This is a genomic window from Thiohalocapsa marina (assembly GCF_008632335.1).
Taxonomy (GTDB): Bacteria; Pseudomonadota; Gammaproteobacteria; order Chromatiales; family Chromatiaceae; genus Thiohalocapsa; species Thiohalocapsa marina.
This window is the reverse complement of sequence record NZ_VWXX01000014.1, coordinates 32239-49021: the sequence shown is the minus strand read 5'-3', so window position 1 is coordinate 49021 and position 16783 is coordinate 32239. Positions and strand designations below refer to the sequence as shown.

Genomic DNA, 16783 nt, shown 5'->3' with positions numbered 1-16783 from the left:
ATGGTCGAGAGACATCGCCGAAAGGCAAACAGGAGCATTTAGAGCAACATGGCAAGGTATACAGGACCAACCTGCAAGCTGGCTCGGCGTGAAGGCGCCGATCTCGGGCTGAAGAGCCGTGCACGGGCGCTGGAAACCAAGTGCAAGATGGAGAAGGCCCCCGGTCAATCCCAGGATCGTCGTCGTCGGCTGTCCGACTACGGCATCCAGTTGCGCGAAAAGCAGAAGGTGCGCCGGATCTATGGCGTGATGGAGAAGCAGTTCCGCAACTACTACAAGGCGGCCGCCCGGCTGAAGGGCGCAACCGGCGAGAACCTGCTGCAGCTGCTGGAGCGCCGGCTAGACTGTGTGGTCTACCGGATGGGCTTCGGTGCCACCCGCGCCGAGGCGCGGCAGCTGATCAGTCACAAGGGCGTCCTGGTCAACGGTCGCGTCGTGTCCATTCCGTCTTACAGCGTCGCAGCCGATGACGTGATCGAGGTGCGCGAGAAGGCCAAGAAGCAGGTGCGGGTGCAAAACGCACTGGCGCTGGCGGAGCAGTATGGCTTCTCCGACTGGGTCGAGGTGGACACCAAGGCCTTCAAGGGCGTCTTCAAGCGCGTTCCGGATCGTGTCGACCTCCCGGCAGACATCAACGAATCGTTGATCGTCGAGCTGTACTCGAAGTAAGCGTCAAGCAGGGGAGAATATATGGCCGACGTCGGTACCGGATTTCTGAAGCCGCGAATCGTCAAGGTTGAGCCTGTCGAGGGCAGCCTGCATCGGGCGAAGGTTTCGCTGGAACCGCTGGAGCGTGGCTTTGGGCACACCCTGGGTAATGCCTTGCGCCGGATCCTGCTGTCTTCGATGGATGGCTATGCAGTCACCGAGGTCGAGATCCAGGGCATCCTTCATGAGTACACCACCATCGAGGGTGTGCAGCAAGATGTGCTCGAGATCCTGCTCAACCTGAAGCAACTTGCCATCACGCTGCACGGGCGAGACGAGGCAACCTTTACCCTGAGCAAGACCGGGCCGGGGCTGGTCACGGCGGCGGATATCGTCATCGATCACACCGCCGAGATCGCCAATCCGAATCTGGTCATCGCCAACATCACCGGCGATACGGAACTCAGCATGAGTCTGACCATCCGTCGTGGGATCGGCTACGAGCCAGCCACGCAGCGAGAGGTAGAGGGAGGCGAGGATCGGCCCATCGGCATGCTGCCGCTGGACGCTTCCTTCAGCCCGATTCGCCGGGTGGCCGTGGAGGTGCAGTCGGCGCGTGTGGAACAGCGCACCGATCTGGACCGACTGGTGGTGGATATCGAGACCAACGGCACGGTGGATCCGAAGGACGCCATCCAGCGTTCTGCTACGATCCTGCGCGATCAGCTGTCCAGCTTCGTCGACCTGGAGCAGACCACAGGAACGGAGTCGGCGCAGGAGCAGACCACGGACGAGCCGCCGTTCGACCCGATCCTGGTGCGCCCGGTGGACGAGCTGGAACTGACCGTCCGCTCGGCCAACTGCCTGAAGGCGGAAAACATCTATCTCATTGGCGACCTGATCCAGCGCACCGAGGTGGAGCTGCTGAAGACGCCAAACCTCGGCAAGAAGTCGCTTACCGAGATCAAGGATGTGCTGGCGACTCGGGGTCTCTCTCTCGGCATGCGGCTGGATAACTGGCCGCCCGAGAATATCGAAGAATTGATGGTCAAGTAACCTAGCGGAAGAAGAACCATGCGCCATCGCAAGGCTGGAAGACAACTCAACCGAAACAGCGCCCACCGCGAGGCGATGTTCCGCAACATGGCTGGTTCGTTGATTCGCCACGAGCTTATCAAGACGACCCTGCCCAAGGCGAAGGAACTGCGTCGTGTGGCTGAGCCCCTGATCACCCTGGGCAAGACCGACTCGGTGCATCACCGCCGGCTGGCCTTCTCCCGACTGCGGGACAAGGAGGCCGTCGGCAAGCTGTTCACCGAAATTGGTCCTCGCTACGAGAGCCGCCCCGGGGGCTACCTGCGCATCCTCAAATGCGGCTATCGGCCCGGCGACGCGGCGCCCATGGCCTATGTCGAACTGGTTGATCGCCCCATTGTCGAGGCGGAAGAAGAGGCCCTCGACATCGAGTGATCGCGGTAGCACTGCGTTGATGAAAAAAGGCCGGCTAACCCCGGCCTTTTTTCGTCTGATGAGTGGGCCTGTCATGACGCTGACTGATTACCCCAGGCGCATTGCCCTGGTCACCGATTTCGGTGTCGGTCCCTACGTCGGTCAGATCCGGCTGCTGTTGTCAGGTCTGATCCCCGCGACACCCGTCATCCCGCTGATCTCGGATCTGGCACCGTTTCGACCCGACCTGGCCGCCTACCTGTTGCCGGCGCTGATCGAGGACATGCCGGCACAGACGCTCTACCTCTGTGTCGTCGATCCCGGTGTCGGTAGCGATCGCGCGATCATCGCAGCCCGGGTGCGTGACCACTGGCTCATCGGTCCGGACAACGGCCTGCTGGTGCCAGCCATCCGGTCCGACCCCGAGGCCGAGGTGTTTCGCATCGACTGGCGCCCTCCTGCCCTCTCCGACAGCTTTCATGGGCGCGATCTGTTCGCACCCTTGGCGGCACACATGGTCCGCGGCGCGCTGCCCAAGGCAATACCCATCCCCTCGGATACGCTGGTCGGCCGAGAGCTTCCTCCGCAGCAAGCAAAAATCTGCTACGTGGACCATTACGGCAATCTCATCACCGGCATCGATGCCCGCACGATCGATCGCGACTGGGTCATCGCACTTGGCGATCGACCCATCCGCCATGCCCGCACCTTCTCCGAGGTCCCGCCAGGCACAGCCTTCTGGTATGCCAACGCCTTCCGTTTGCTGGAGATCGCCGTCAATCAAGCCCGTGCCGATCAGCTGCTCGACCTTGGCGTCGGTGACGCAATCGCTTTCTCGCAGACTGGCGGGCTACCACTGTGAATCCCTATGGCCCAATATCCTACATGCCCTCGACCAATGGTTTCTTGACCGGCAAGGCGGCTGCGCTGAGCGCCTGAACCGGCTTGAAAGGAGAATGTACGCTTCTTTGGAAATCCCCAAAGCTCGCGTCCGCCGATGATGACCGGATGCACATCCAGATATATCGCATAGCGCATGGTCGTCAGCTCGATGGTCTCACGCATGGCTTGCCTCTGCTGGATGATTGCCAGACTCCGACGCCAGCGCAGCCATGAGGCCCGAGAAGCGGGTAGGGTGCCGATATGGTACACGAAAAAATTTTACCCTGGATGGTGGAAGCACCCGAATTCTACGTGTAACCTTGTTCTCGGTGTGACAACTTAGATTACGCCCTGATGGCTCAGCGATGAGCTCGTATGGGAGATGTAAGCGATGGCCCGAATGGCACTCACGCTGCTGACACTGCGCAATGCCGGCTATGGCAGGTACAGCTAGTCACGGAACCGCCAGCGCGGTCATCGCGCGCCTCCGGTCAATCGACCACCGGGCCTTGCCGCCCCATGCCATACAGCGGCGTCGGCATTCACGCATCGTCTACCGAGAACCCGTCTGCGTCAGCGCGATCGGGGAGCCGCACCGATGCTGGTATCTGCTGGCCGAAGACCTGAGTCTTGGCGGACTCTGCCTGCTTTCTGCGGAACCCCATGCTGTCGGCAGCCGCCTCCTGCTTGGTCTGGAGCCGGACACCGCCATGGCGCCGATCCGAGTCATGGCCGAGGTACGCTGGATGGCGCGGGTCGATTTCCAGGAGCGCTACCGGATCGGTATTCAATTCGAGGAGCCGAGCGATGCGGCTCGCCACGACCTGCGCCAGTTGGTGCATCAACACAAACGGGGGCAGCGGACGGCGTGAACACAGGCCACCCACCAGGCATGTTGGCGTGGGTCTTGGCACCCATGCTCGCCGCCGCACTTGCTAGGTGCCGATGCGGACACGACAGCGGCCAGCGCAACCACGGCAACCTCAGCAGCGACACCGATGCGCGGTGATCGAGATCGATGACATCGGTGCCTTTGTCGATTCGGCCAAGTTCCCGAAAGGCAGACCACCCGGAGTCCTCTACCTACCGAGGGTGCCGGGCGAAATGGTGGGTGCAGAAAGCATGAAAGCGCACAAAACAAAAACGGCCTAGCTCCTCGTGAAGCTAAGCCGTTGATTTAGATGGCGCGCCAGGAAGGATTCGAACCTCCGACCACCTGGTTCGTAGCCAGGTACTCTATCCAACTGAGCTACTGGCGCTCGATGGGAAGCGCGTAGTATGGGCGCATGGATCTTTTCTGTCAAGACCAAATTCCGGCCTGCATGCTGTATCCTAACACCTTGGTGCTGGGGTCTTACGGGGGGAAGCGATGCGGCTGGTACTGATTGCGTTGGCGATGCTGTGGGGTGTGGGGGCGGTGCTGGCCTTTGTGCAGACGCGGGAGAAGACGCTGGATGCCAAGCTGACGGCGGCCTACTTTGTCGGCTGGCCGGCGTTGCTGGTGCTGATCTACATCAACCAGCCCTGGCCGCTGTGGATCTCCCTGCCGGTGATGTTCGGGTTCATCCCCTGGTTCCTGTCCGGGCCGCACCTGTGGGCGGTGGTCAGGGATCCGAGCTGCTCTCGACCGGACGAGGTGATCGGCATCCCGGTGGGCTACTGGAAATGGGGCGGCATCGGGGCCCTGTTTCTGGGTGTCCTGTTCGATGCGCTGGTGCGACCTTGAATAGCCGGCAGCCGTGGCCGGCCGTGATGTCGGACCAGCTGCCGGATCAGGCGCCGGACCATCTCCCGGCTCACGCGTGCAGTCGATGCCAGGCATGAGCAACCGCGCGTCTGACTCCGAGCCGACGGCGGACAGCGATCCGCGCGCCATTGACACGCTGCTGGCGGTGGTGGCGCGGCTGCGCGATCCCGAACACGGCTGCCCCTGGGATCTGAAGCAGACGCCGTGCACCATCGTCCCCTACACGCTGGAAGAGGCCTACGAGGTCGCCGAGGCCATCGCCAATGACGACATGGCGGAATTCTGCGAGGAACTCGGCGACCTGCTGTTCCAGATCGTGCTGTATGCCCGCATGGCCCAGGAGCGGGGCGCCTTCGACTTCGGCGATGTGGTGTCGGCCATTGCGCGCAAGATGATTCGCAGACATCCGCATGTGTTCGGCGAGGCCCGCCTGGCCGACGATCAGGCCGTGCGCGAGCACTGGGAGTCGATCAAGGCGGCGGAGCGCGCCGGCAAGGGCGAGCAGCCCCGGGCGCGGGTGCTGGACGGTGTGGCGCGGGCGCTGCCGGCGCTGGTGCGGGCGGAGAAATTGCAGAAACGGGCCGCACGGGTGGGCTTCGACTGGGACGACCTCGGCGGCGTGGCGGACAAGGTACGCGAGGAACTGGCCGAGTGCGAGGCGACCTTCCCGGCCTCGGTCGATCCGGCGGAGCGGTTGCACGAGGTGGGCGACCTGCTGTTTTCCTGCGTCAATCTGGCGCGGCACCTGGGGGTGGACGCCGAACAGGCCCTGCGGGTAGCCAATGAGCGGTTCGAACACCGTTTCGGCCACGTGGAGTCGCAGCTGCGCGATGCGGGTCTGGAGCCGGCACCGGAGCACCGCGACGCCATGGAACGCCTCTGGACCCAGGTCAAGGCGGACGAGCGCTGATGCGGGGCATCATGATCATGAGCGTGACCAATCCATGAGTTTTCTGGCGCAGATCCAGGCCAACAACCGCTGGGATCCGGCGGCCTTCCTGCCCTTCGTCGTCGACGGCGAGCGCCTGGGCAGCGTACGTCCCGCCTTCGCCGCCGCGCTGGCAGAACTGGCGGAGTCTGGGCAACTCGGGGCGTTGGCGCAACAGCGGGCCGACTTCACCCTCGACGCTACCGGCCTGCACTGGCGCCCGGCGGTGACCGGTTTCGGCCCCCGCAGCGAGGCCATGCAGGCGGTCTGCCAGGCGCTGGTGCGATGCGGCCTGATCAGCCATCTGCACGGCGAGCGCTATCCGGTGACGCCGGGCCGGCGCGAGGACGCCCGCTTTCTCATCGACCGCGCCTGCGCGCCATACTTCGGCGTGCGTGCCTTCGGCCAGCACCTCAACGGCTTCGTCCGGCGGGCCGACGGGCTGCATCTGTGGATTGCGCGCCGTTCCGCCAGCCGTCGGGTCTACCCCAACCGGCTGGACAACATGGTGGCCGGCGGTCTGCCCTGGGGGGTCGGCCTGCAGGAGAACCTGCGCAAGGAGTGTCTGGAAGAGGCATCGATGCCGGCGGAGATCGCCGACGGCGCCGTGCCCGTGGGCATGGTGACTTACTGTCGGGACTCCGAGCGCGGCCTGAAGCCGGACGTGATCTACTGCTACGATCTGCAACTGCCCGAGGGCTTCGAGCCGCGCTGCAACGATGACGAGGTGGCCGCCTTCCACCTGTGGCCGGTGCAGCGGGTGATGGAGCTGGTGGCCGAAACCGACGACTTCAAACTGAACTGCAACCTCGTGGTGATCGACTTCCTGGTCCGCCACGGCCTGATCGGTCCGGAGCACCCGGAATACCTGGCGATCGTGCAGGGGTTGCGTCCCTCATTGGCCCCGGCCAGTTTCAACACGAGGAAGGTATGAGCACGAGTCAATCTCCCATCCGACGTCATCGGACGGTGCGGGTGCCGGTGGGCGGCATCGCCCTGGGCGGCGACGAGCCGATCCGCGTGCAGTCCATGACCAACACCGATACCGCCGATATCGACGCCAGCGTGGCCCAGGTGGCGGAGCTGGCGCGGGCAGGCTCGGAGATGGTGCGTCTGACGGTGAACAACGAGGCCGCCGCCCGGGCGGTGCCGCATATCCGCGACCGGCTGGCGGCCATGGGTATCGAGGTGCCGCTGATCGGCGATTTCCATTTCAACGGCCACCGGCTGCTAAGCGACCATCCGGCCTGTGCCGAGGCCCTGGCCAAGTACCGGATCAACCCCGGCAATGTCGGCCGCGGCGAGCGCCGCGACAGCCAGTTCGCGACCATGGTGGAGATCGCCTGCCGGTTCGATCGGCCGGTGCGCATCGGCGTCAACTGGGGCAGCCTGGACCAGGACCTGGCGGCGCGCATGATGGATGCCAACGCCCAGGCGGCGCAGCCGAAGGAGGCGGAGCAGGTGATGCGCGATGCCATGGTGGAGTCCGCCGTGGGCAGCGCGCTGCGCGCCGAGGAACTGGGTCTGCCCCGCGACCACATCGTGCTGTCGTGCAAGATGAGCGGGGTGCAGGACCTGATTGCCGTCTATCGCGCGCTGGCCCAGCGCAGCGACCACGCGCTGCACCTGGGGCTGACCGAGGCCGGCATGGGATCGAAGGGCATCGTCGCCTCCACGGCGGCATTGGCGGTGCTCTTGCAGGAGGGCATCGGCGACACCATTCGTATCTCGCTGACGCCGGCGCCGGGCGAGTCGCGGGCGCGCGAGGTGGTGGTGGGGCAGGAGATCCTGCAGACCATGGGAATGCGGTCGTTTGCGCCCATGGTCACGGCCTGCCCTGGCTGCGGGCGCACCACCAGCACGGTGTTTCAGGAGCTGGCCGAGGAGATCCAGAACTACCTGCGCGAGCAGATGCCGGTCTGGCGCGAGACCCATCCGGGCGTTGAGACCATGCAGGTGGCCGTGATGGGCTGCGTGGTGAACGGACCGGGTGAGAGCAAGCAGGCCAACATCGGCATCAGCCTGCCCGGCACCGGCGAGCAGCCGTCGGCACCGGTCTATGTGGACGGCGAGAAGGTGACCACGCTGAAGGGGGCGGGCATTGCCCAGCGGTTCAAGGAGATGGTCGATGCCTACGTGGTCGAGCACTATCGGCCCTGATCAGTGAGTCGAACTGCGGGCATGGCAAAAATTTTATAACTGTTGACGCATCACAAGAGGAGGTAACCCATGTCGAAGAAGTATCTGCTGTCTGTCTGTTGCGCCGCCGCCATTGCCGGTGGGGCGGCCTCGTCCCCGGCGCTGGCGGAGGAGCCGATGATGGTGTCGGTGAAGCGGCTGTCGCTCGAGACGGCGCAGCGCATCGCCCAGGCCACGGTGGACGCCTGCCGCGAGAAGGGCATCCAGATCGGCGTGACGGTGGTGGATCGCGACGGGGTGGTGCAGGCGCAGTTGCGCGACACCATCGCCGCGCCCATCACCGTGCCGATCAGCTACAAGAAGGCCTACACCGCGGTGAATTTCAATGCCGACACCTCGGCGCTTGAGCCACGTGCCAACACGGCCGTTGGCCGTCAGGACTTTCTGGTCATGTCCGCCGGTGGCGTGACGGTGCAGGTGGGCGGCTCGCTGGTGGGTGGGGTCGGCGTCAGCGGCGCGCCCGCCGGCGAGACCGACGAGGAATGCGCCCGGGCCGGGGTCGAAGCCGTGCAGGATGATCTGGAGATGGCGATGTAGGAGAGCTGACAGCCGCCAGCTTTCTGCCTTTAGCGTGGCAAGCGGTTTTAGCTTTCGGGGGGCGGGCTGGTGGGCTGGGTGTCGGCGGTCTGGGGACGCCGTGAATCCGTCCGTGGAGGCTTCATGATCGCATCCCTGCGATCAAGACCCCCGACCGCCGACACCCAGCCCGCCAGCCCTGCACTGGCATCCCTGCGATCAAGAGCCCCGACCGCCGACACCCAGTCCACCAGCCCTGCACCGGCATCCCTGCGATCAAGAGCCCCGACCGCCGACACCCAGCCCGCCAGCCCTGCACCGCAATCGGACCCTGCACGGCTATCGGTTGGCGGGTCCTCTCCGCGTTTTCCGCTCTGCGCGCTCTGCGACTCTGCGGTTGATCATGCCGCGGCAGGAGCGTCAGGGTATGTTGAGCGGCTGGCGGCTGAAGGCTGGCAACGGCCTACAACGCCGCGATCCGCGTCTGCTGGGCAACCAGCTGGGCCATGGCGGCGCCTTGTTCGGTGAGGCGGTCGCGTTCTTTCTGCACCACCGCGGGTGGGGCCTTGTCGACGAAGTTGGGATTGGCCAGCTTCTGTTCGATGCGCTCGATATCCGCCCGCAGCCGTGCGATGTCCTTGGCCAGGCGGGCCAGTTCTGCATCCTTGTCGATGAGTCCGGCCATGGGGATCAGGATCTTCATTTCCCCCACCAGCGCCAGCGCCGACTCCGGCGCCTGGGACTCATCGTCCAGTACGGTGATGGACTCGGTGCGCGCCAGGAAGTCCAGGTAGGGGCGGGCGATCTCGATCCAGCGCCGGTCGCGCTCGCCGGCATTGGCGATCAGCACCGGCAGCGGCTTGCCCGGCGGGATGTTCATCTCGCCCTTGATGCGACGCACGCCGAGGATGAACTGCCGCACCCACTCGATCTCGGCCTCGGCCTCGCTGTCGACGGCGGCGGTGTCCACGTCAGGGTAGGGCGCCAGCATGATGGTGTCGCCCTGCACGCCGGCCAGCGGCCGCACCTTCTGCCAGATCTCCTCTGTGATGAAGGGCATGAACGGATGCGCTATCCGCAGCAGGGCCTCCAGGGTCTGCACCAGGGTCTGGCGGGTGCCGCGCTTTGCCGCGGCGGAGGCGTTGTCGCTGGTCAGCACCGGCTTCGACAGTTCCAGGTACCAGTCGCAGAACTGGCTCCAGGTGAAGTCGTAGATGGCCTGGGCCGCCAGGTCGAAGCGGTAGCCGTCGATGGCGTCGCGCACGGTGCGGGTGGTCTCGCTGAGGCGGCTGCGGATCCAGCGGTCGGCGGCGCTCAGCTCGATGGCGCCGGTGTCGCCCTGCTCGCCCGGCGCACCGAGGCCGCAGTCCTGCCCCTCGGCGTTCATCAGCACGTAGCGCGAGGCGTTCCACAGCTTGTTGCAGAAGTTGCGGTAGCCCTCGATGCGGCCGAGGTCGAACTTGATATCGCGCCCGGTGGTGGCCAGGGCGGCGAAGGTGAAGCGCAGGGCATCGGTGCCGAAGGCGGGGATGCCGTCCGGGAACTCCTTGCGGGTCTGCCTGGCGATCTTCTCCGCCAGGTGCGGCTGCATCATGCCGCGGGTGCGCTTCTCCACCAGGGGCTCGAGGTCGATGCCGTCGATCAGATCGATGGGGTCGAGCACGTTGCCCTTGGACTTGGACATCTTGTTGCCCTGGGCATCGCGCACCAGGCCATGGATGTAGACGTCGCGGAAGGGCACGTCGTCCATGAACTTGAGGCCCATCATGATCATCCGGGCGACCCAGAAGAAGATGATGTCGAACCCGGTGATCAGCACCGAGGTGGGGTAGAAGGCGCGCAGGCGCTCGGTGTCCTCGGGCCAGCCCAGGGTGCTGAACGGCCAGAGCGCGGAGCTGAACCAGGTGTCGAGCACGTCCGGATCCTGCTGTAGCGCGAAGTCCGCGGCCAGGCCGTGGCGCTCGCGCACCTCCTGCTCCGAGCGACCGACATAGACGTTGCCCTCGGCGTCGTACCAGGCCGGGATGCGATGGCCCCACCAGATCTGGCGGCTGATGCACCAGTCCTGGATGTTGCGCATCCACTCGAAGTAGGTGTTCTTCCAGTTGTCCGGCACGAAGCGGATGCGCCCGTCCTCCACCGCCTCGATGGCGGGCTGCGCCAGCGGCGCGACCTTCACATACCACTGGTCGGTGAGGTAGGGCTCGATCACGGCGCCGGAGCGGTCGCCGCGGGGTACCATCAGCTTGTGCTCGCGCACGCCGGCCAGCAGGCCCTGGGCCTCAAGGTCGGCGACGATGCGCGTGCGCGCCTGGTAGCGGTCCAGGCCGATGTAGGCCGTCGGGATCAGGTCGCCTTCGTCCGTCGTGTTGTCACGGATGGTGGCATCCGGCGTGAAGATGTTGATCAGGCCGCCGTGGGGCTGGTCGGCGATGGGGTTTTCATCCCGATGGCGCAGCCAGACGGCGTGGTCGTTGAAGTCGTGGGCCGGGGTGATCTTGACGCAGCCGGTGCCGAATTCGGGGTCGGCGTGCTCGTCGGCGATGATGGGAATGCGCCGACCGGTCAGCGGCAGTTCCACGTACTCGCCGATCAGGTGCCGGTAGCGCTCGTCTTCGGGGTTCACGGCCACGGCGCAGTCGCCGAGCAGGGTCTCCGGGCGGGTGGTGGAGACCACCATGTGGCCGGTGCCGTTGGTCAGCGGGTAGCGCATGTCCCACATGTGACCGGCCTCTTCCTCGGACAGCACCTCCAGGTCCGACACGGCCGTGTGCAGTACCGGATCCCAGTTGACCAGGCGCTTGCCGCGGTAGATCAGGCCCTCTTCGAACAGCCGCACGAACACCTCGCGCACCGCCTCGGACAGGCCCTCGTCCATGGTGAAGCGCTCGTGCTGCCAGTCCAGCGACGAGCCGAGCCGACGCAGCTGACGGGTGATGTTGCCGCCGGATTCGGCCTTCCATTGCCAGACGCGCTCGATGAAGGCGTCGCGGCCAAGATCATGGCGGGTCTTGCCTTCGGCCTCCAGTTGGCGTTCGACCACCATCTGGGTGGCAATGCCGGCATGGTCGGTGCCGGGCTGCCACAGGGTGCGCTCGCCGGTCATGCGCCGGTAGCGGACCAGGGCGTCCATGATGGCGTTGTTGAAGCCATGGCCCATGTGCAGGCTGCCGGTGACGTTGGGCGGCGGGATCATGATGCAGTAGGCGCCGTCGGCATCGCTGTCCATACGCGGCGCGAACCAGCCCGCCTGCTCCCAGCGCTGGTACCACTGTTGCTCGATGGTGTGGGGGTCGTAGTTCTTGTCCAGCATCTCGTCGTGCCCGCTTGCAGAGTCCATTGGCCAAAGCCGGACAGTATATACGCTGTAACCGTGAATTTTCGGGCGCGTTCCAGGCGATCGGCCGCTGTGGCTTCAAGTCTCAATCAAGGTGACAGTGTTTTAAATGTGATAGGCATCCCAGGGGTCTGGACCTTCGCATTACGGTGACAGTGCACTGAATTAGGCGGGCATCCCTCACATGTGCATAGCGAGTGGCCGGGTCAGGCTTTGGGGTTGGCGTCGGCCGCCTTGTCGCCGTCACTGTGCTTGCTGGCCGGGCTGGCTGTCTCCTGCTCTGCCTGCTGCCGGGCTTCGCGCTCTTCTTTCAGCCGCTTCAGGTTGCGCTGCTGGGAGTTGAAGAACCAGGCGACGGCGCCGATGATGACGATGAATTCAATGGCCTTGACGGCTCCGGAGTCCATGTTGGGGTCCTCTTTGTGGTGGCTTGATCAACAGCGAACGTCTTTCAGATCGCAGTCGATGCCCGTTCAATCGGGCTCAGATCGCTTTACGTTCGCGCAGGATCTTTACCTGGAACAGGGTGTTGCGCTCTTCCTCTTCCAGCGACGACTGGATGAAGCGGATGGTGCGCTGATACAGCGGGATGATGTTGTACTTGAGTGCATTGACGCGCTTTTGCGCCTTGCGTTGCTCCTCCATCAGCCGGTGCAGGGCGATCTCCACTTCGCCCAGGCGGGCCAGCAATACCGCCGCCTGGGCCAGGTTGTCACGGGTGTTGTCGAAGCTGGAGTCAGTGCCGAGCAGCCCGACGGGCTTGATCGGCAGGCGGCTGCTGGTCACGGCCGGGTACTCCACGCCCAGGGAGCGGCGCGGCAGGATCTCCACCTGCAAGGCCGGTTCGGCGCCGAGGGCGGCCTGGTGCAGCCCGCGGCTGCCCATGCGCAGGTGCGTGATGGACAGGCAGCGATAGGCCTCCTCCAGCGCCTTCTCGGACTCGCCGCGCAGCCGTCGATACTCGCCAATGCGTTCGTAGACCAGCCGCGTCAGCAACTCGCGCTTGCGCTCCAGCAGGTCGTGCCCCTCTTCGAGGAATCTGACCTGCTTCTTCAGCGACAGCAGGGTGTTCTTGGTGGGTGGAACCTTGAGGACGTGTTGGGCCATGATGGGTCAGGGGAGGTTGCAGGGGATGGCGCGCTGTCGGTGCTGGCAGAAATCGTGCCTATGACGCCGGTCCGGAGCATTCGACGACGAAGCGCTGACGCTCGGCGATGCAATCGGCGCCACCCATCTCCAGTTCTCGGCAGATCAGCGGGCGCTGGTCGTAGATGCTGCAATGCATGTTGACGCGATCCAGCGCCGCGCACCAGCCGTCGTCGAGGCGCACCATGGTCTCGACACCGTCGGCGCGCTGCTGCGTCAGGTGCCGCGGAACGCCGGTGTCGGTGATGCAGAGTACCTCCAGGCGGCAGCAGACGGCGGCGCAGTCGGGGCAATGGATTCTCTGGTCTGTCATCAGCTGGTTTCGGGGCCTTCGATGCGTCTGTGCGCGAGCAAGCGTTATTCGTTCCCCTGATAATACTTCGCCAGTTCCGTCTCCGACACGCGGGTAAGCATGTCGCGGGGGAAGGCGCTCATGAGTTCCCAAGCCAGGTTCAGCGTGGCCTCGATGCTGCGGTCCTCGGCATCGCCCTGGCCGACGAAGCGGCTGTCGAAGGCATCGGCGAAATGCAGATACCGTCGATCGCGCTCGCTGAGTTCATCGGCGCCGATGATGCTGGCCAGGTTGCGCGTCTCCAGCGCCCGGGCGTAGAGGGCGTAGAGCTGGGCAGCGACGCGCGGGTGATCCTCACGGGTGTCGTCCTTGCCGATGCCGTCCTTCATCAGTCGCGACAGGCTGGGGGAGATGTGCACCGGCGGGTAGATGCCCTGGTTGTGCAGCTCCCGCGACAGCACGATCTGACCCTCGGTGATGTAGCCGGTCAGGTCCGGGATGGGGTGGGTGATGTCGTCCGAGGGCATGCTCACCACGGGCATCATGGTGATGGAGCCGTGGCGCTGGTGGATGCGCCCGCAGCGCTCATAGATCTCGGCCAGATCCGAATAGAGATAGCCCGGGTAGCCCTTGCGTGCCGGCACATCGCCCTTGGCGGTGGCCACCTCGCGCAGGGCCTCGGCGTAGTAGGTCATGTCGGTCATGACCACCAGCACATGGCGGTCCAGGTCATAGGCCAGATACTCGGCGGCGGTGAGCGCGGTGCGCGGCAGCGTCAGGCGCTCCACCGGCGGGTCATCGGCCAGGTTCACGAACATCACCACATTGCGCAGCACGCCGGAGGAGGCGAACTCGTCGCGGAAGAACTTGGCGTCGGCGTAGGATACGCCCATGGCGGCGAAGACGATGGAGAAGCTGGAGTCCTCGTCTTTCAGCTTGGCCTGACGCACGATCTGCGCGGCCAGCTTGTTGTGCGGCAACCCGGAGCCGGAGAAGATCGGCAGCTTCTGCCCGCGCACCAGCGAGTTGAGGCCGTCGATGGTGGAGATGCCGGTCTGGATGAACTCGCGCGGGTAGGTGCGCGCGGCCGGATTGATGGGCGAGCCGCCCACCGCACGACGGATGTTCGACAGCACCGGCGGGCGATTGTCCCGGGGCGCGCCGAGGCCGTCGAACTCGCGGCCGAGGATCTCCGGCGACAGGGCGATCTCCACCGGTTCATCCAGAAAGCGGACCCAGAGATCGTCCAGGTCGAGATCGTCGGTGCCCTCGAACACCAGGATCAGCACCTCGTCGTCGGCGCTGCGGATCACCTGACCGTCGCGGGTCTCGCCGCGGCCGTCGGTGATGCGCACGCGGTCGCCGAAGGCCACGCCGGGGGTCTCGCGCACCACGATCAGGCCTCCACGGGCCTCGCTTGCGGTTCGGTATTCTTTGATGCTCATGGGACAAGAAACCAGTCAGTTAGCCTGGGCTGGGCAGCGTTTTCCTGCCCACGCGCACGCTGTGTGCAAACAACCCCGGTAGGGTGGACAAGCTGGGTAGGGTGGACAAGCGAAGCGCCGTCCACCAGGAAGCAGCCGGGTAGGGTGGACAAGCGAAGCGCCGTCCACCAGGAAGCAGCGCCGTCCACTGTCCCGCGGCAACACGGTGGATGTCGCTTCGCTCATCCACCCTACGGATCTGTATTCGTGCACATAAAGGATGCGGCGTTGCATGCAGCCGGTGAGAAAACACGCCGCTTTCTCTCTGCGTCCTCTGTGCCTTTGCGGTGAAATCCATCCGCGCTTGAATCCTCACGCGACACGCTGCTTGGCGTACTCCAGCCGGATGGCCTCGAAGGCCTTTTCAATCTCGCTGGCGAGGGCGCGAATGTTGCCCACCTGATCGCTGTTGTACATGGACTTGCAGCGCCGCGCCTTGGCCAGTTGCGGCAGACCTTGCAGCTCGTTCACCGGCACGCCGAGTTCGATCAGTTCCATGCCCTTGTCGTAGATGGACAGGGCCAGATCCAGCAGCGCGAACTGCTTCTGCGGCGAGCAGAAGGTGTCGACGTCGTCCAGCGCGCTCTGCTGCAGCACGCCCTCCTTCACCAGCGAGGCGCCCTCCAGCTGCCAGCGCTGGGCGTCTGACAGGGCCTCCGGGCCCACCAGGTTGACGATGCGCGAGAGCTCTGCATCCCGCGCCAGCAGCGCCAGGGCCTGGGTGCGGCGTTGCTCCCAATGCCGGTCGACCTCCTTGTGCCACCACTCGGCGGCCGTGTGCACATGGCCGGAAAAGCTCGTCACCCAGTCGATGCTCGGATAGTGGCGCGCGTCGGCCAGTTCCTTCGACAGGGCCCAGAAGGTCTCGATGATGTCCTTGGTGTGGCTGGTGACGGGCTCGGAGAAGTCGCCGCCGGGGGGCGAGACGGCGCCGATCAGGGTCACCGAGCCGGCACCGGCGTCAAAGGTCTCGACGCGACCGGCGCGCTCGTAGACGGCGGCCAGGCGCGAGGCCAGATAGGCCGGATAGCCCTCTTCCACGGGCATCTGCCCCAGCCGGCCCGAGACCTCGCGCAGGGCCTCGGCCCAGCGGCTGGTGGAATCCGCCAGCATGACCACGTCATAGCCCATGTCGCGGTAGTACTCGGCCATGGTCAGGCCGACATAGATCGAGGCCTCGCGCGCCACCACCGGCATGTTCGAGGTGTTGGCCACCAGCAGCGTGCGCTCCATGAGCTTGCGCCCGGAATAGGGGTCCTCCAGCTTCGGGAAGCTCTCCAGCACGTCGACCAGCTCGTTGCCACGCTCACCGCAGCCCACATAGATGACGATGTCGGCATTGGACCAGCGCGCGATCTGCTGCTGCACCACGGTCTTGCCGGCGCCGAAGGGGCCCGGCACGGCACCCTTGCCGCCCTTGAGCTGCGGGAAGAAGGTGTCGATGACGCGCTGCCCCGTGATCAGCGGCGAGATGCCGTCGTCGCGTCGGCGATAGGGGCGCGGCTTGCGCACCGGCCAGCGGTGATACAGGCCCAGGCGATGCCGGTGACCGCGTTCGTCGCGGATATGGGCGATGGTGGACTCGATGTCATAGTCGCCGGCAGGGGCCAGTTCCTCCAGCTCGCCCTGGACGTTGGGCGGCACCAGGATCTTGTGCAGCACGGTCTCGGTCTCCTGCACCGTGCCGAGCACCGAGCCCGGCCCCAGCTCGCGCCCCAGCTCCAGTGCGGTGTTGGGCTCGAACTCCCACTGCCTGGCCCGATCCAGCGCCGGCACTGCCAGGCCGCGGCGGATGTAGTCGCCGGACTCCAGCGCGATCTTCTCCAGAGGCCGCTGCACGCCGTCGAAGATGCCGCCCATGAGCCCGGGGCCCAGCTCCACCGACAGCGGCCAGCCGAGCCCGGTGGCAGGTTCGCCGGGGCGCACGCCCTCGGTGGTCTCGTAGGTCTGTACCCTGGCCTCGCGCCCGGACAGGGAAATCACCTCGCCCACCAGGCCGATCTCGCCGATGCGCACCTGCTCGCCGCTGCGGATGCCGGGCAGGTCGATGGTCACAATCGGTCCGTTGATGTCGCGCACGATGCCGCTGCGTTGGCTGTCGGTCATGGTTCGATCGTCTCTCGGGCGATGCTTGAATAAAGTGAAGGGGCGTCCT

The 16783-nt window shown here is 65.3% G+C and carries 16 protein-coding genes and 1 tRNA gene; 10 read left to right on the top strand and 7 right to left on the bottom strand.

What is annotated here, in order from left to right:
• The first annotated feature begins 48 nt into the window (after positions 1–48).
• The 5 genes from rpsD to F2Q65_RS20425 all read left to right on the top strand — a co-directional run bounded on the left by rpsD (position 49) and on the right by F2Q65_RS20425 (position 3851).
• Complete coding sequence (gene rpsD / locus F2Q65_RS10575) at positions 49–669, top strand: 30S ribosomal protein S4 (RefSeq protein WP_150093140.1); 621 nt, start codon at positions 49–51, stop codon at positions 667–669.
• 21 nt (positions 670–690) lie between these two features.
• On the top strand, positions 691–1704 hold the full coding sequence (locus F2Q65_RS10570) for a DNA-directed RNA polymerase subunit alpha (protein ID WP_150093138.1): 1014 nt from the start codon (positions 691–693) through the stop codon (positions 1702–1704).
• A gap of 18 nt (positions 1705–1722) precedes the next feature.
• On the top strand, positions 1723–2118 hold the full coding sequence (gene rplQ / locus F2Q65_RS10565; protein WP_150093136.1) for a 50S ribosomal protein L17: 396 nt from the start codon (positions 1723–1725) through the stop codon (positions 2116–2118).
• 73 nt (positions 2119–2191) lie between these two features.
• The gene (locus F2Q65_RS10560; RefSeq protein ID WP_150093134.1) at positions 2192–2959 is read left to right on the top strand and encodes an SAM hydrolase/SAM-dependent halogenase family protein; all 768 of its coding nucleotides are present in this window, start codon (positions 2192–2194) and stop codon (positions 2957–2959) included.
• Between the two features lie 448 nt (positions 2960–3407).
• Complete coding sequence (locus tag F2Q65_RS20425; protein ID WP_150093132.1) at positions 3408–3851, top strand: PilZ domain-containing protein; 444 nt, start codon at positions 3408–3410, stop codon at positions 3849–3851.
• 310 nt (positions 3852–4161) lie between these two features.
• Here the strand turns inward: F2Q65_RS20425 and F2Q65_RS10550 are convergent.
• Positions 4162–4238, bottom strand: a tRNA-Arg gene (locus tag F2Q65_RS10550).
• A 110-nt stretch (positions 4239–4348) separates the two neighbouring features.
• On the opposite strand from F2Q65_RS10550, the gene F2Q65_RS10545 reads away from it, so the two are divergent.
• The 5 genes from F2Q65_RS10545 to F2Q65_RS10525 all read left to right on the top strand — a co-directional run bounded on the left by F2Q65_RS10545 (position 4349) and on the right by F2Q65_RS10525 (position 8390).
• Complete coding sequence (locus tag F2Q65_RS10545) at positions 4349–4705, top strand: hypothetical protein (RefSeq protein ID WP_150093131.1); 357 nt, start codon at positions 4349–4351, stop codon at positions 4703–4705.
• Positions 4706–4799: 94 nt separating this feature from the next.
• Entirely contained in the window at positions 4800–5636 is an 837-nt protein-coding gene (gene mazG, locus F2Q65_RS10540) for a nucleoside triphosphate pyrophosphohydrolase (protein ID WP_150093130.1), read from the top strand.
• 34 nt (positions 5637–5670) lie between these two features.
• The gene (locus F2Q65_RS10535) at positions 5671–6588 is read left to right on the top strand and encodes an NUDIX hydrolase (RefSeq protein WP_150093129.1); all 918 of its coding nucleotides are present in this window, start codon (positions 5671–5673) and stop codon (positions 6586–6588) included.
• A complete protein-coding gene (gene ispG, locus F2Q65_RS10530) occupies positions 6585–7814 on the top strand; it encodes a flavodoxin-dependent (E)-4-hydroxy-3-methylbut-2-enyl-diphosphate synthase (RefSeq protein WP_150093128.1) in 1230 nt (409 codons plus the stop codon). The genes F2Q65_RS10535 and ispG overlap by 4 nt, the downstream gene beginning before the upstream one ends.
• 69 nt (positions 7815–7883) lie before the next feature.
• Entirely contained in the window at positions 7884–8390 is a 507-nt protein-coding gene (locus tag F2Q65_RS10525) for a GlcG/HbpS family heme-binding protein (RefSeq protein WP_150093127.1), read from the top strand.
• A 442-nt stretch (positions 8391–8832) separates the two neighbouring features.
• Here F2Q65_RS10525 and F2Q65_RS10520 read toward each other — a convergent pair whose 3' ends face one another.
• From F2Q65_RS10520 to F2Q65_RS10495, 6 genes are all read right to left on the bottom strand, one after another.
• Positions 8833–11682, bottom strand: coding sequence for a valine--tRNA ligase (locus F2Q65_RS10520; RefSeq protein WP_150093216.1), 2850 nt, complete (start codon positions 11680–11682; stop codon positions 8833–8835).
• Positions 11683–11912: 230 nt separating this feature from the next.
• The gene (locus tag F2Q65_RS10515; RefSeq protein WP_150093126.1) at positions 11913–12113 is read right to left on the bottom strand and encodes a hypothetical protein; all 201 of its coding nucleotides are present in this window, start codon (positions 12111–12113) and stop codon (positions 11913–11915) included.
• Between the two features lie 76 nt (positions 12114–12189).
• The gene (locus F2Q65_RS10510; RefSeq protein WP_150093125.1) at positions 12190–12813 is read right to left on the bottom strand and encodes a V-type ATP synthase subunit D; all 624 of its coding nucleotides are present in this window, start codon (positions 12811–12813) and stop codon (positions 12190–12192) included.
• A gap of 58 nt (positions 12814–12871) precedes the next feature.
• Positions 12872–13165, bottom strand: coding sequence for a YkgJ family cysteine cluster protein (locus tag F2Q65_RS10505; RefSeq protein ID WP_150093124.1), 294 nt, complete (start codon positions 13163–13165; stop codon positions 12872–12874).
• A 44-nt stretch (positions 13166–13209) separates the two neighbouring features.
• Positions 13210–14589: a V-type ATP synthase subunit B gene (locus tag F2Q65_RS10500; RefSeq protein WP_150093123.1), complete on the bottom strand. Its 1380-nt coding sequence runs from the start codon at positions 14587–14589 to the stop codon at positions 13210–13212.
• 351 nt (positions 14590–14940) lie between these two features.
• Positions 14941–16734, bottom strand: a complete 1794-nt coding sequence (locus F2Q65_RS10495; protein ID WP_150093122.1) for a V-type ATP synthase subunit A — start codon at positions 16732–16734, stop codon at positions 14941–14943.
• Positions 16735–16783 lie beyond the last annotated feature (49 nt).

What these genes read in the sequence shown, in the direction of transcription:
- F2Q65_RS10570 (WP_150093138.1), top strand. Translation starts at nt 691, where the DNA reads ATGGCCGACGTCGGTACCGGATTTCTGAAGCCGCGAATCGTCAAGGTT.
- F2Q65_RS10515 (WP_150093126.1), bottom strand. Translation starts at nt 12,113, where the DNA reads ATGGACTCCGGAGCCGTCAAGGCCATTGAATTCATCGTCATCATCGGC.
- F2Q65_RS20425 (WP_150093132.1), top strand. Translation starts at nt 3,408, where the DNA reads ATGCCGGCTATGGCAGGTACAGCTAGTCACGGAACCGCCAGCGCGGTC.
- rpsD (WP_150093140.1), top strand. Translation starts at nt 49, where the DNA reads ATGGCAAGGTATACAGGACCAACCTGCAAGCTGGCTCGGCGTGAAGGC.
- mazG (WP_150093130.1), top strand. Translation starts at nt 4,800, where the DNA reads ATGAGCAACCGCGCGTCTGACTCCGAGCCGACGGCGGACAGCGATCCG.
- rplQ (WP_150093136.1), top strand. Translation starts at nt 1,723, where the DNA reads ATGCGCCATCGCAAGGCTGGAAGACAACTCAACCGAAACAGCGCCCAC.
- F2Q65_RS10520 (WP_150093216.1), bottom strand. Translation starts at nt 11,682, where the DNA reads ATGCTGGACAAGAACTACGACCCCCACACCATCGAGCAACAGTGGTAC.
- F2Q65_RS10510 (WP_150093125.1), bottom strand. Translation starts at nt 12,813, where the DNA reads ATGGCCCAACACGTCCTCAAGGTTCCACCCACCAAGAACACCCTGCTG.
- F2Q65_RS10500 (WP_150093123.1), bottom strand. Translation starts at nt 14,589, where the DNA reads ATGAGCATCAAAGAATACCGAACCGCAAGCGAGGCCCGTGGAGGCCTG.
- F2Q65_RS10495 (WP_150093122.1), bottom strand. Translation starts at nt 16,734, where the DNA reads ATGACCGACAGCCAACGCAGCGGCATCGTGCGCGACATCAACGGACCG.
- ispG (WP_150093128.1), top strand. Translation starts at nt 6,585, where the DNA reads ATGAGCACGAGTCAATCTCCCATCCGACGTCATCGGACGGTGCGGGTG.
- F2Q65_RS10560 (WP_150093134.1), top strand. Translation starts at nt 2,192, where the DNA reads ATGACGCTGACTGATTACCCCAGGCGCATTGCCCTGGTCACCGATTTC.
- F2Q65_RS10505 (WP_150093124.1), bottom strand. Translation starts at nt 13,165, where the DNA reads ATGACAGACCAGAGAATCCATTGCCCCGACTGCGCCGCCGTCTGCTGC.
- F2Q65_RS10525 (WP_150093127.1), top strand. Translation starts at nt 7,884, where the DNA reads ATGTCGAAGAAGTATCTGCTGTCTGTCTGTTGCGCCGCCGCCATTGCC.
- F2Q65_RS10535 (WP_150093129.1), top strand. Translation starts at nt 5,671, where the DNA reads ATGAGTTTTCTGGCGCAGATCCAGGCCAACAACCGCTGGGATCCGGCG.
- F2Q65_RS10545 (WP_150093131.1), top strand. Translation starts at nt 4,349, where the DNA reads ATGCGGCTGGTACTGATTGCGTTGGCGATGCTGTGGGGTGTGGGGGCG.